The sequence below is a fragment of the Ensifer sp. Root142 genome, from assembly GCF_001426785.1.
Classification (GTDB): Bacteria; Pseudomonadota; Alphaproteobacteria; order Rhizobiales; family Rhizobiaceae; genus Ensifer; species Ensifer canadensis.
This window is the reverse complement of the sequence record NZ_LMFK01000014.1, coordinates 1-12,351: the sequence shown is the minus strand read 5'-3', so window position 1 is coordinate 12,351 and position 12,351 is coordinate 1. Positions and strand designations below refer to the sequence as shown.

Below are 12,351 nucleotides of genomic sequence, written 5' to 3'. Positions count from 1 at the left end.
GTTTTCCATCAGGAAATGCGTAAAAACAAAGTGATAAGAACGGCGGGTCGCTTCGGCCCGCCGTTTTTTATGCCTGCTGTTTGCGGTTGGTGAGATAGACGCCGGCAACGGCAATGACCGTGCCGATGATCATCGGCAGCGTCAGCGCCTCGCCGAAGAACAGCCATGCCTGCACGGCCGCAAGCGGCGGCACGAGATAGATGAGCGAGGCTGCGCGCGATACCTGGCCGCGGCGGATCAGATAAAGCAGCAGCGCGACCGCGCCCATGGAAAGCCCCAGCACCGACCAGGCGAGTGCCGCAAAGATCTGCAGGTTCCAGGTGACGTGCAGATCCTCCAGCACCAGGGCCAGCGGGACCGTGACGATCAGGGCGCCGAGATATTGAAGCGCTGCGATCGTACGGATGTCGCCGCTCTGGAGGTGCCGCTTCTGGTAGAGCGTGCCGTAGGTCACGGCGGCCATGCCGAGCACGTTGATGATGACAGGGAAAAGGTGGATCGGCGTTGCGCCGGTGTCGATCGAAAACACCTTGGGCAGCACGGCAAGCGCGATGCCGAAGAAGCCGAGCACCAGTCCGAGTTTCTGCTGAACGCTGAGCTTCTCGTCGATGACGACGGAGGCGGCGACGGCCGTCATCAACGGCTGCAACCCGGCGATGATGCCCGAGATCGCAGCCGGCACGCCCTGCCCGATCGCCCACCAGACGGCGCCGAGATAAAGCCCGTGCAGAAACATGCCGGAGACGACCGCATGGGCCGCGGCCGACCACGACTTCGGCCATTTCGCCCCGGTCACCAGGCAGAAGCCGATGAACAGCAGGATCGCCAGGGTGTAGCGCAGCACCAGAAACGTCAGCGGATCGGCATAGACGGCCGCATATTTGGCGACGACCCAACCGGTCGACCAGAGCAGTACGAAGATGGCCGGAGCCAGGCGGGCGAGTGTCATTGACCTATCCGAATGGGCAAAGGGAGGTCAGCCGCGATAGACGCGGGGGCGTTGATGGTCAAAGCAATTTTTCTGATACTGACGATCAGCTACTGCATAGTTCCTTAAATCGGAATCGATTAATGGCAAACTTATGCAGCAAGTTCAAAGTGTTACAGCGTCCTTTGCGCGTCATGTTTGACGCGCGGCGCTGTAATCGGAACCATCAACCTGAGCGACGACAGCGAGAGAGAGACGAAGCCCGGCTCGTACTCTTCGCGATAGTGCAGCCTGCCGGTATCGACCACGAGCCCTTCAGACCCGATCCAGTCAAACATGTGCTGATAATGCGCGAAGACGTCGCCATCATCAGGGTGGTGCATGGCGCTGACGAAACGCATGGCCGGTAGGTCCACATGGCCAGGGTGACGCGTCGTTTCCGCCGTCTGGGAAACAAAGCCGACGAGATAGCGGAAGCCATCAGGACGGTCGTTCCACGACAGACCGACGAGCGTCGGATGGTCCTTCGGATGGACACGCAGGTGATGCTCCTGCATCTCAGCGATCAGCCGGCGAACGGCCCCGTCGGCCGCCTCGACGAAGGTCCCCTCCCAGAAGGAGCCGGCAATCCGCTGCGCCGGCCTTTCGACGATTTCGAACACGGTGCACCTCCTGGCAAGACCAGAACCGGCCCGCCCGGGACCGGCGCGACTATTGTTAGGGCAGCCGAACCGGATGGCAATCGCCTTCGCGTTCGCCTAGAGCAGATCGACGAAAGCGCGGGCCGCGCGGCTGAACTGGCGGTCGCGATGCGTCAACAATTCGAAGCTGCGCTCGGCAAGTTCGAACGGCAATTCCACCAACCGGCCGCTATCGGCGAAAGGCTGGGCGGCGAGCCTGGAAACGGCGGTGATGAAGGGACCGCTCTCGACGGCCGTCAGTACCGCCTCGTTCGACGGCAATTCGAGTTCGACCTTCAGCTGATCGATATCCGCACCATGTGCCCGCATCGATTGCAGGAACATTGCCCGCGTCCCCGATCCTTCCTCGCGCAACACCCACCGTGCGGCAAGCAGCGCTTCGAGATCGACCGGCCTTCCGGCAAGCGGGTGGCGGGGTGGCGCATAGATCGCGATGCGGTCGACCGCCACGCTGCGATGGTCCAGCTTTTCCGCATCGACCCTGCCCTCGACGAAGCCGAGCTGCGCCGTTCCCTCCTCGACCGCCTCGGCGACCACCGCCGTGTTGCGCACGGTCAGCTTCACGTCGATATGCGGATAATCATGGGTGAAGCGGGCGAGACGTGCCGGCAGCCAGTAGCTTGCCACCGTCTGGCTTGCGGCGATCGCGAGCGTGCCGCGGCGCAGATGCGAGAGGTCGTTGAGGCAAGCGGTCGCAGCCGTCGCGCGCGCAAGCACGGCTTTCGCCTCCGGCAGAAACGCCTTCCCCGCCTCCGTCAGCGCCAGCCCGCGGCCGATGCGATCGAACACCCTGACGTTGTGTTGCGTTTCAAGCGCCGCGATCGCCGCGCTGGCGGCAGACTGCGTGACGTTCATTGCCTCGGCCGCGCGTGTCATATGCAGACGCTCGGCGACAGCCACGAAAATGCGAAGTTGATCAAGGGTCATGGAAAATCAATCGCAAAAAGCGATCGAATTGACAAGAACAATCCGTTAGACTGATTCATCAATCGGACTAGGTTGCGGCCATGTCCAGATCGCATTCCCCATCGGCCGCCCCCGCACCCACGCTCTCTTCCCGCATAGCGCGCATCGCGCCGGGTTTGATCCTCTGTTGTCTCGTAGCACTCGCCGCCTTCGGCCTTGAGCGCCTCGAGGCAAGCTGGACCGGCCGGCCATGGCTGGAAGCGCTTGTTATCGCCATCCTTCTCGGTGCCCTGCTGCGCACCTTCTGGACACCGGGCGATCGCTGGATGGCCGGCATCCGCTTTTCCTCCAGGCTGCTGCTGGAGGCGGCGATCGTCCTCATCGGCGCGACCCTCAGCTTCAAGGCGATCCTGGCAAGCGGCCCGGTGCTGCTCGCAACCATCGTCGGCATCGTCTTTCTGTCGATCGTCTCCGGTTATCTGATAGCGCGGCTGCTCGGCTTGCCAAAGCGGATGGCGACCCTGATCGCCTGCGGCAATGCCATCTGCGGCAATTCGGCGATCGCCGCCGTCGCGCCGGCCATCGGTGCTGAGGGCGATGACGTCGCCGCCGCCATCTCGTTCACCGCAATTCTCGGCATTGCCGTCGTTCTATCCCTGCCGCTGATCGGCGGCTGGTTCGACATGTCGCCCTATGGCTTCGGCGTTCTGGCCGGCATGACCGTCTACGCCGTACCGCAGGTACTGGCCGCTGCCGCTCCGTTCAGCGCCCTGTCCGTCCAGGTCGGCACGCTGGTCAAGCTCGTGCGCGTGCTGATGCTCGGCCCGGTCGTCTTGTGCTTCTCGATCATCAACCGCGAGAGCGAGGCGCATCCCCTGGCGCCTAACCTGCCTGCCGGCAATCGCCGCGTGCGCCTTGCCACGTTTGCGTATTTCGTGCCCTGGTTCATTCTCGGCTTCCTCGCCGTGGCGGTCGCCCGCAACAGCGGGATGATCCCCGACGCGGCCGCCGCCGGTGCTGCTCACCTCGCCACATGGCTCACCGTCATCGCCATGGCGGCACTCGGGCTGGAGGTCGACATCCGCAAGCTCGCCGATGCCGGGCCGCGCGCCAGCGCCGCCGCCATGCTGTCGCTGCTGGTTCTGGCCGGTCTGGCAGCCGCCGCAATCACCGTGTTCGGCCTGGGCTAGCTTCCCAGACACGCCCAAATTTCAAGCATTTGCTTATTTTCTAAGACGCCAAAGTCGGGGCCGATCGGGTGACTGGCCGTCCCCGCCCCATTGTTGAGCATCGCCTTGCCCGGAAGCGGCGGGATAACGCGCCAAAACTTTCTTGTCCCGCGACTGTGCACGCTTCTTGCATTGCATCCAGCGTTGTACTCAAATGGTCAAAAATAAGGGGATCACGCCTTTGGCATTTGACGAAATGATGAATGCGGACAGCAGTCCGCGCCAGCCATATTCGACCTATCATGAATGGTATGCCAGCCAGGACAGAAATCGGCTCATAGCGAAATCAAAGGACGCCGAGAACATCTTCCGGAAAACCGGCATCACCTTCGCGGTCTACGGACACGCAGACAGCTCCGAAAAGCTCATCCCCTTCGACCTCATCCCCCGCATCATTTCAGGTCGAGAATGGCGCAAGCTCGCCCAGGGCATCGAACAGCGGGTCATCGCCCTCAACGCCTTCCTCGACGACATCTACCACAAGCAGGAGATCATCCGCGCCGGACGGGTGCCGCGCGAGTTGATCGAGAAGAACGTGGCGTTCCTGCCGCAGATGATCGGCTTCCGGCCGCCGGGCGGCGTCTACACCCATATCGTCGGCACCGACATCGTGCGCACCGGCGAGGATCAGTTCTACGTGCTGGAGGACAATGCCCGCACGCCGTCCGGTGTCAGCTACATGCTGGAAAACCGCGAAACGATGATGCAGATGTTCCCCGAACTCTTCCATCAGAACCGCGTGCGCCCGGTCGAGAACTATCCCAACCTGCTGCGCCAGAGCCTGGCGTCGCTGGCGCCCCCCGGCTGCAGCGGCAAGCCGCGCGTCGCCGTTCTCACCCCCGGCATCTACAATTCCGCCTATTACGAACATGCCTTCCTAGCGGACATGATGGGCGTCGAGCTGGTCGAGGGATCGGACCTGCGCGTGATCGACGGCAAGGTGAAGATGCGCACGACCCGCGGTTACGAGGCGATCGACGTCCTCTATCGCCGCGTCGACGACGACTTCCTCGATCCTCTTACATTTCGCCCGGAGTCCGCGCTCGGCGTTCCCGGCATCATGGATGTCTACCGCGCCGGCAACATCACCATTGCCAACGCGCCCGGCACCGGCATCTCCGACGACAAGGCGATCTATTCCTACATGCCCGAGATCGTCGAGTTCTATACCGGCCGCAAGCCGCTCTTAGAAAACGTGCCGACCTGGCGCTGTTCCGAGCCGCAAAGCCTGAAATACGTGCTCGAACACCTGGAAGAACTTGTCGTCAAGGAGGTGCACGGCTCCGGCGGCTACGGCATGCTGGTCGGCCCGACAGCCAGCAAGAAGGAGCGCGCGCTCTTCGCCGAAAAGCTGAAGGCACGCCCGACCAACTACATCGCCCAGCCGACACTGTCGCTGTCGACCGTTCCGATCCTCGTCAACAAGGGCATCGCGCCCCGGCATGTGGATCTTCGTCCCTATGTCCTTGTCTCCGACAAGGTGCAGATCATTCCCGGCGGCCTGACGCGCGTCGCCCTCAAGGCTGGTTCGCTTGTCGTGAATTCCAGCCAGGGCGGCGGGACCAAGGACACCTGGGTGCTGGAGGACTGAGACCATGTTGGGAAGAACTGCAAACGGTCTCTACTGGATGTTCCGCTACATCGAACGCGCCGAAAACAGCGCCCGGCTAATCGATGCCGGCCTGCGCATGGCGCTGACGCGCAGCGGCGCAACGGAAGGCGATTGGGACGGCGTGCTGCAAAGCGCTGGTGTGCGCGAACTCTACGACGAAGTGCACGAGGCGCTGACGAGCATCGATGCCATCGACTTCCTGCTGCGCGACCGCAGCAATCCATCGAGCGTGATGTCCTGCATCGAGGCGGGCCGCCACAACGCCCGCATGGTGCGCACGGCGCTGACGCGCGAGACGTGGGAAGCGACCAACGAATGCTACCTCGAGATGAAGGCGATGCTCTCCAGGAAAGCGCGTCCGACCGACATGCCGGAGATCATCGACACGATCAAGCGTCGCGCCGGCCTCATCCGCGGCGCCTTCCACGGCACGATGCTCAGGAACGAGATCTTCAATTTCTCACGCATCGGCACTTTCATCGAGCGGGCCGACAACACCGCGCGCATCCTCGACGTCAAATACTACGTACTGCTGCCGGCGGTCGCCGCCGTCGGCTCGTCGATGGACAATGTGCAGTGGGAATCGATCCTGCGCTCGGTCTCGGCCCACCGCGCCTACGGCTGGGTCTATGATGCCGAACTGAAGCCGGCGAATATCGCCCATTTCCTGATCTCCAACGGTCGCATGCCGCGTTCGCTTGCCTATTGCTATGAAAAGATCGCCAGCAACCTCGGCTATCTCGAGCGCGAATATGGCGAGCGCCACGAGGCGCACGAAACGGCGGAACGTACGCTGGCCGCGCTGCGCAGCCGCTCGATCACCGACATCATGGACCAGGGCCTGCACGAATATCTCGAGGATTTCATCAGCCAGAACAATCTTCTGGGACAGGAAATCTCCGACGGCTATCGTTTCAACTGAATTTCGGGAGGACAGCATGCACCTGAAAATCAGCCATACGACCGAATACCACTACGACGAGCCGGTGCAGTATGCGCTGCAGCGGCTGCGCCTGACGCCGATCACCGGGGTCGGCCAGACCGTGCTCGGCTGGCAGACGCTCGTCGACGGTGCTGTGATGGAGGTGAGCTACGACGATCACTTCGGCAATCGCGTCCATCTCGTCAGCGTCGATGGCGACCGCGAGGCGATCCGCATTACCGCCAGCGGCGAAGTCCACACCGAGGACCGCCACGGCGTCTTGGGCCCGCATCAGTCCTACGTCCCGCTTTGGCTTTATGCCCGCGAAACGCCTTTGACCAAGGGGGGCAAGCTGATCCGCGACCTGGCGAAATCGGCCGAGGGCGACACCGATCTTGCCCGCATGCATGCATTGATGGCGATGATCCATGAGGCGGTGGAGTACAAGGCCGGCGAAACCCACGCCGAGACGGCGGCCGAGGATGCGCTCGAGGCCGGCCACGGCGTCTGCCAGGACCATGCCCATATCCTGATCTCGGCGGCACGTTCGCTCGACATGCCGGCGCGCTACATCTCAGGCTACCTGATGATGGAAGGGCAAACGGAGCAGACAGCAAGCCACGCCTGGGCCGAGATCCATCTGCCTGGCCTCGGCTGGGTCGGCTTCGATGCCGCCAACAAGATCTGCCCGGATGACCGCTATGTGCGCATCGCCTCCGGCCTCTGCTACCGCGATGCGGCCCCGATATCGGGTCTGATCCATGGTGAGGCCAACGAGACGCTGAAGGTATCGGTGACCGTCGAGCAGCAGGCGCAAAGCCAGAGCCAGACGCAAAGCCAATAAGGTTGGCGATGGGGCGCACCGCAGTGCGCCCCATCGAACTCCGTCCGGCATCAATTCTCGATCTCGTTCGACGATATCGAATGCCGAAAACGCCGGTGCATCGGGCCGACACCCTCTTTGCAGATCGGCTTCCACAGCACGCCATTGGGGGCCTATGCCCCTGAAGACCTTACCAACGGCCCGAAAAAGCCCACGACCCGTGTTATCCGCTCCTGCCCAGGGTGGAGGAAGATGATGTCCAGCCCCTCAGGGAAGGATGATCCGTCCGGCATCACAAACCTCCACGCGAAGCGTGCGATCCCATGATGAACATCCACGTCGCTTGTCCGTGCAATGCGTGCACCAGGATGCTTGGCCTGTATTCCTGCGATGTGCGCGAGCAGTTCTTCTGCGCCAGCAGCATGAACTGTTGGATCCGTATACGTTGCGCCGTCGGCCCAGATCGGCAGCAGCAACGCCCGCCGCTGCTCGCCGTCCTCGTTCGACCATGCAGCGCAGTACGAATCGATGAGATGCGCTAAAGGCATTTTATTCTACTCCTATGGATCATTGGTCTGACTACAGCGCCGCGCGTCTTATTTGACGCCCAAAGGTCGCTGTAGCACTTTGAATTGCTGCGCAGGCAACAAGACCCGAGCGCGTCCTCCTTCTTTTGCCGGAACCAGCTGGCCGTCATGGGGTCGGCTGGCTGGCCGCAAGATGCTGTTCGGTCCCTCGATCCCATGCGTCCGGTCCCCAAAACACTGATTGCAGGCCTCATTCCGACACCCCATATTGGTCGGCACAACGCTCGGTACGCTTGCCGTTGAGAGAGCTACGATGTGAAGAGTACTGTGCCAATACGCACAGAAGCGTAAGTGGTTACCCGCAGGTAAGGCGAATGGGACGGACTGGCCTATGGACAATGGTTTTTCGACAGCGATGAAGATGGTCGCCGGCAAGTGGAAGATAACTATCCTTTGCGAGCTCGGCACAGCGCCCCGTCGATTTGGCCGGCTGCGGCAGTCTATCCCTGCGGTCAGTGAAAAGATGCTGACGCAGCAATTGCGTGAACTGGAGGCCGACGGGCTTGTGAACCGAAAAGTCTATCCGGGTTCCCCGACCAAGGTCGTCTATTCACTGACGGAAAGCGGGACAGCGCTCAACGCTGGAGCGGTGGGGTTATGCCATTGGGCTGAGCAATTCCATCTCGTGCCTGTGCCTAAAGGTCCCCCAGAACCATCTCCTGAAACGCCGTAAATTCAGCTTAGGGTCGTCCGCATGACGCGGCTTTCCGGATTTGGCCGGCGCCAGCGCGCCGACGGAAAAATGAAGCCGTACGATCGCGGCGCAGCTGTTTTTCCTGGGGTCGGATGAAACTTTGAGAAGGATTGCGCTGGCTGGTGCGTCGACCGCCCCAGTCACCGACAAGCTATCCGCCAACCACCTGCAGCAGATGGTCGGCGAGGCGGTGGGCGAGCGCCACGACGGTAAGGGTTGGCGTATCATTTCCAGCCGTCGGAAAAACTGAACTGCCAGCGATGAAAAGGTTATCCGTTCCGTGGACCTTGCATTGCGTATCCACGACCCCTTGACCGGGGTCCACGTGCATCCGTGTCGTGCCCATGTGGTGCCAGGTCCACATCGGCTTTTCGAGCCCGGTCAATTCCTCTGGTTTCACGATCAGCTTGCCCAGGCCGGTCTTCGTCAACTCGCTGCCTAAAATTGCGATCGTACGCATGACGGAATCGACCGTTTTGGCCGAAAGCTGCCAGCGCAGATTGACCATCGGCAATCCGAAACGGTCCTTCTTGTTCGACAGCATGACGCGGCTTTCCGGTTCCGGTTCCGGCTCCACGATGTGAAGCAGGCGAAAGGAACGCAGAAGGCTTGAGGGCCGCACGAGATGCATGAGCCAGGTCCAACTGACCAGACCCTCCTTGCCCGCCGCGCGGACCGCCGACTTCGCCTCCACGCCATGCAGCCGCTGCTCCCTGTAAGCGAGCAGTTTCTCTTTCATCGCCTGCAGCTTGGCTGTGTCCTGGCCGATGAAGCATGGCTCGAGCCATGCTCGATAATTGAGAAGCTCCTCGCGCTGCTGCAATTCCGCCGGCAGCGTCAGCCCGTTGACGAGATACGGGCGCTGTCGCGTGTAACTCAACGCATCGCGGATCCGCTGGCCGCGCGCGATCCGGATTCGATCAAGAGCGTTGAGAGTTCTCAGAACACTGCCATTGGCCGGCACCAGCGTGCCGATGGAAAATCGCGGATGATCCATGAAAAACCGCCCAGTGGTTCTGTCGTCGCTCCCCGGTCCGCCGCTCAGCAACAAGAGACGCGCGTTCTCGATGCCACCGGCGGCAAGCACGAACGTCCGCGCTCGGATGTGAATGGTTTCGTCAGCCCCGTTTTTGACGACAGCCGATCCGACCGTGCGCTTTTCTTCATCAAACGAAAGATAGAGCAGCGTGGAATGCAGAAGGATGCTGATATTGTCAGCGTTTTCGAGGGCATGACGCAGGCGTTTGCCGGGCCGATTGTGCCGACAGAGCTCGAGATGATCGACGGAGATGATGTCGGACCTCCCCGGAAACAGCGGCTGCCGCTGGCCAAGCGCCTCGACATCCGCAATCCCTAGCGTTTTCTGCGCGCGTCGGTAATAGGGAAGGAGATGCTCGCGGCCGAAGGGCCAGCCGCTGTGCCGGACCCAGGGGCGTACCGCGAAATCCTGCTCGTCGAGCGGCTTGCAGAGACCACCCCAGCCCAGGGCCTGGGTGCTGCCGCCCAAGCCGCGCAGCCTGCATGTATCGAGTTCGGCATAGGTGAGCCCGGTGCTTTCGCCCGCCGAGAGATCACTGGCCGTCGGGATCGCATCGGCCCCTCCGCTTTCGAGCACGCAGACGGAAACGCGTCCACCGGCGAAATCCGACGCGATCGTCAATCCACTCGCACCGGCCCCGACGATGCAAATGTCGAACGTTTTGTCGGCAGGAATATCGATCCGTTCACGTAGGATCATGCATCACCCGCTTTGCTGCAAGTGAACGACCGGCACCACGGCAGAGCAACACACACCTCCCGCGAATACAGACGAAGCTTAAATCAATAGTCTGAGATGCAATGCTGCGACGCTCGTCTGCCTCCTGCGGACAGGAAGAGAGCAAAGCGTCACGGTCCCCAAAATTCTACTCCGCTTGCATCATTACACCGGATACCGGCGGCGTGAAACTCGCGAACTCGACAATCTTAAGAATGCGCTAAAATAAAGCCACCACGGCCCGCCGAAGCCGGGATAAATCGGCATCGGCGGGCCGTGGCGGCTCAAACTGCTAGTGGCTGTCGCGTTCGACGACAGAACCGCGCGTGCCGACAAGGAAGTCGAGGTCGGCGCCGGTGTCGGCCTGCATCACCGTGTTGACGTAAAGGCCGCCATAACCGCCCTTTTGCGGCTTCACCGGAGAAACCCACGCCGCCCGACGCCGAGCCAGTTCGTCATCGGAAACATCGAGCCGGATGGTGCGGGCGGGAACATCCACCGCAATCATGTCGCCGTTCTCGACCAGCGCCAGCGGGCCGCCGTCCGCCGCTTCCGGTGCGGTGTGTAGGATGACGGTGCCATAGGCGGTGCCCGACATGCGCGCATCGGAAATGCGGATCATGTCGGTAATGCCCTTCTTCAGCACCTTCGGCGGCAGCCCCATATTGCCGACCTCGGCCATCCCGGGATAGCCCTTCGGGCCGCAGTATTTCAGCACCATGACGCAGGTCTCGTCGATGTCGAGATCGTCGCGGTTGATGCGGGCGTGGTAGTCCTCGATGCTTTCGAAGACGACGGCGCGGCCCGTGTGCTGCATCAGGTGCGGCGACGCAGCCGAAGGTTTCAGTACGCAGCCCTTGGGCGCCAGATTGCCGCGCAACACGGCGATGCCGCCCGACTGCGTCAACGCCTTTTCGCGCGGCACGATGACATCGTCATTGTAGTTGGTGACATCCTTGACGCCGTTCCAGATCGTATCGCCGGTAACCGTCAAGGCGTCCTTGTGGAGGAGGCCCATCTCGCCGACCGCCCTAATGACCACCGGCAGACCGCCTGCATAGTAGAACTCTTCCATCAGGTGCTTGCCCGACGGCTGCAGGTTGACGATCGTCGGCACGTCGCGGCCAAGCCGGTCCCAGTCGTCCAGCGTCAGGTCAACGCCGATACGACCGGCGAGCGCCAGAAGATGCAGCACGGCATTGGTCGAGCCCCCGACGGCACCGTTGACGCGGATGGCGTTTTCGAAGGCTTGCCTGGTCAGGACATCGGACGGCTTCAGATCTTCCTTGACCATGTCGACGATGCGGCGGCCGGAAAGCTGGGAGATCACCCGCCGGCGGGCGTCGACAGCGGGAATTGCCGCATTGCCGGGCAGCGTCATGCCGAGCGCTTCGGCCATCGACGCCATGGTCGAGGCCGTGCCCATGGTCATGCAACTGCCGGCCGAACGGGCCATGCCCTGCTCCGCATCCATGAATTCGGCCAGAGACATCTCGCCGGACTTCACCATTTCGGAAAACTGCCAGATGGCGGTACCGGACCCGACGTCCTTGCCGCGCCACTTGCCGTTCAGCATCGGGCCGCCGGAGACCAGAATGACCGGGATGTCGACGCTCGCCGCCCCCATGAGCAGGCTCGGCGTGGTCTTGTCACAGCCGCCGAGCAGCACGACGCCATCGACCGGATTGCCGCGGATCGCCTCTTCGACATCCATGGCCGCGAGGTTACGGAACATCATCGCCGTCGGCCGTAGCGTGCTCTCGCCCACGGAAAACACCGGGAATTCGACCGGGAAACCACCCGCCTCGTAGACCCCGCGCTTCACTCGCTCGGCGAGATCGCGCAGATGCGCGTTGCACGGCGTCAGTTCCGACCAGGTGTTGCAGATGCCAATGATCGGCCGGCCGTCGAACGTATCGGCGGGCAGACCCTGGTTCTTCATCCAGGAGCGATGCATGATGGCATTCTTCCCCGTGCCACCGAACCATTCCTGCGAACGCAGCTTGCGCGGCCACTCAGCTTTCTTCTTCATCTTATCCTTCCTTGAGCGGCCCGCGCCGTAACGCGGGCCTGCGACGGCGCCCATTAAGCCAGGGTGTATGCGGTCTTGACGGTTGTGTAGAATTCGGCGGCGTAGCGACCCTGCTCGCGCGAGCCATGGGAGGAGCCCTTGCGGCCACCGAAGGGCACGTG

Annotated in this window: 11 protein-coding genes; 5 read left to right on the top strand and 6 right to left on the bottom strand. The window is 62.2% G+C overall.

Annotation, left to right across the window (positions count from 1 at the left end):
- Positions 1-67: 67 nt before the first annotated feature.
- The 3 genes from ASD52_RS17365 to ASD52_RS17355 all read right to left on the bottom strand — a co-directional run bounded on the left by ASD52_RS17365 (position 68) and on the right by ASD52_RS17355 (position 2,556).
- Positions 68-949: a DMT family transporter gene (locus ASD52_RS17365; protein ID WP_057224982.1), complete on the bottom strand. Its 882-nt coding sequence runs from the start codon at positions 947-949 to the stop codon at positions 68-70.
- Positions 950-1,101: 152 nt separating this feature from the next.
- A complete protein-coding gene (locus ASD52_RS17360) occupies positions 1,102-1,590 on the bottom strand; it encodes a GyrI-like domain-containing protein (RefSeq protein WP_025428031.1) in 489 nt (162 codons plus the stop codon).
- Between the two features lie 96 nt (positions 1,591-1,686).
- Positions 1,687-2,556: a LysR family transcriptional regulator gene (locus ASD52_RS17355; protein WP_025428032.1), complete on the bottom strand. Its 870-nt coding sequence runs from the start codon at positions 2,554-2,556 to the stop codon at positions 1,687-1,689.
- Between the two features lie 80 nt (positions 2,557-2,636).
- On the opposite strand from ASD52_RS17355, the gene ASD52_RS17350 reads away from it, so the two are divergent.
- The 4 genes from ASD52_RS17350 to ASD52_RS17335 all read left to right on the top strand — a co-directional run bounded on the left by ASD52_RS17350 (position 2,637) and on the right by ASD52_RS17335 (position 7,142).
- The gene (locus tag ASD52_RS17350) at positions 2,637-3,725 is read left to right on the top strand and encodes a putative sulfate exporter family transporter (RefSeq protein ID WP_081788880.1); all 1,089 of its coding nucleotides are present in this window, start codon (positions 2,637-2,639) and stop codon (positions 3,723-3,725) included.
- Positions 3,726-3,960: 235 nt separating this feature from the next.
- Complete coding sequence (locus ASD52_RS17345; protein ID WP_081788908.1) at positions 3,961-5,355, top strand: circularly permuted type 2 ATP-grasp protein; 1,395 nt, start codon at positions 3,961-3,963, stop codon at positions 5,353-5,355.
- A gap of 4 nt (positions 5,356-5,359) precedes the next feature.
- Positions 5,360-6,298, top strand: coding sequence for an alpha-E domain-containing protein (locus tag ASD52_RS17340; RefSeq protein ID WP_025428035.1), 939 nt, complete (start codon positions 5,360-5,362; stop codon positions 6,296-6,298).
- A gap of 16 nt (positions 6,299-6,314) precedes the next feature.
- Positions 6,315-7,142, top strand: a complete 828-nt coding sequence (locus ASD52_RS17335; RefSeq protein WP_025428036.1) for a transglutaminase family protein — start codon at positions 6,315-6,317, stop codon at positions 7,140-7,142.
- Between the two features lie 152 nt (positions 7,143-7,294).
- On the opposite strand, the gene ASD52_RS17330 is transcribed toward ASD52_RS17335, so the two are convergent.
- Positions 7,295-7,669, bottom strand: coding sequence for a hypothetical protein (locus ASD52_RS17330; RefSeq protein ID WP_025428037.1), 375 nt, complete (start codon positions 7,667-7,669; stop codon positions 7,295-7,297).
- A 370-nt stretch (positions 7,670-8,039) separates the two neighbouring features.
- Between ASD52_RS17330 and ASD52_RS17325 the strand changes: the two genes are divergently transcribed.
- Complete coding sequence (locus ASD52_RS17325) at positions 8,040-8,381, top strand: helix-turn-helix domain-containing protein (RefSeq protein ID WP_025428038.1); 342 nt, start codon at positions 8,040-8,042, stop codon at positions 8,379-8,381.
- 172 nt (positions 8,382-8,553) lie between these two features.
- On the opposite strand, the gene ASD52_RS17320 is transcribed toward ASD52_RS17325, so the two are convergent.
- Positions 8,554-10,140 carry a GMC family oxidoreductase gene (locus tag ASD52_RS17320; protein WP_057224980.1) on the bottom strand — a complete coding sequence of 529 codons (1,587 nt, stop codon included), beginning with the start codon at positions 10,138-10,140 and terminating at the stop codon, positions 8,554-8,556.
- A 310-nt stretch (positions 10,141-10,450) separates the two neighbouring features.
- Positions 10,451-12,190, bottom strand: a complete 1,740-nt coding sequence (araD, locus tag ASD52_RS17315) for an L-arabinonate dehydratase (RefSeq protein ID WP_057224999.1) — start codon at positions 12,188-12,190, stop codon at positions 10,451-10,453.
- Positions 12,191-12,351: the final 161 nt, after the last annotated feature.

Bases quoted from the DNA above. Each gene is read 5' to 3' on its own strand.
- ASD52_RS17365 (WP_057224982.1), bottom strand. From the start codon at position 949: ATGACACTCGCCCGCCTGGCTCCGGCCATCTTCGTACTGCTCTGGTCG.
- ASD52_RS17355 (WP_025428032.1), bottom strand. From the start codon at position 2,556: ATGACCCTTGATCAACTTCGCATTTTCGTGGCTGTCGCCGAGCGTCTG.
- ASD52_RS17350 (WP_081788880.1), top strand. From the start codon at position 2,637: ATGTCCAGATCGCATTCCCCATCGGCCGCCCCCGCACCCACGCTCTCT.
- ASD52_RS17345 (WP_081788908.1), top strand. From the start codon at position 3,961: ATGATGAATGCGGACAGCAGTCCGCGCCAGCCATATTCGACCTATCAT.
- ASD52_RS17340 (WP_025428035.1), top strand. From the start codon at position 5,360: ATGTTGGGAAGAACTGCAAACGGTCTCTACTGGATGTTCCGCTACATC.
- ASD52_RS17335 (WP_025428036.1), top strand. From the start codon at position 6,315: ATGCACCTGAAAATCAGCCATACGACCGAATACCACTACGACGAGCCG.
- ASD52_RS17330 (WP_025428037.1), bottom strand. From the start codon at position 7,669: ATGCCTTTAGCGCATCTCATCGATTCGTACTGCGCTGCATGGTCGAAC.
- ASD52_RS17325 (WP_025428038.1), top strand. From the start codon at position 8,040: ATGGACAATGGTTTTTCGACAGCGATGAAGATGGTCGCCGGCAAGTGG.
- ASD52_RS17320 (WP_057224980.1), bottom strand. From the start codon at position 10,140: ATGATCCTACGTGAACGGATCGATATTCCTGCCGACAAAACGTTCGAC.
- araD (WP_057224999.1), bottom strand. From the start codon at position 12,190: ATGAAGAAGAAAGCTGAGTGGCCGCGCAAGCTGCGTTCGCAGGAATGG.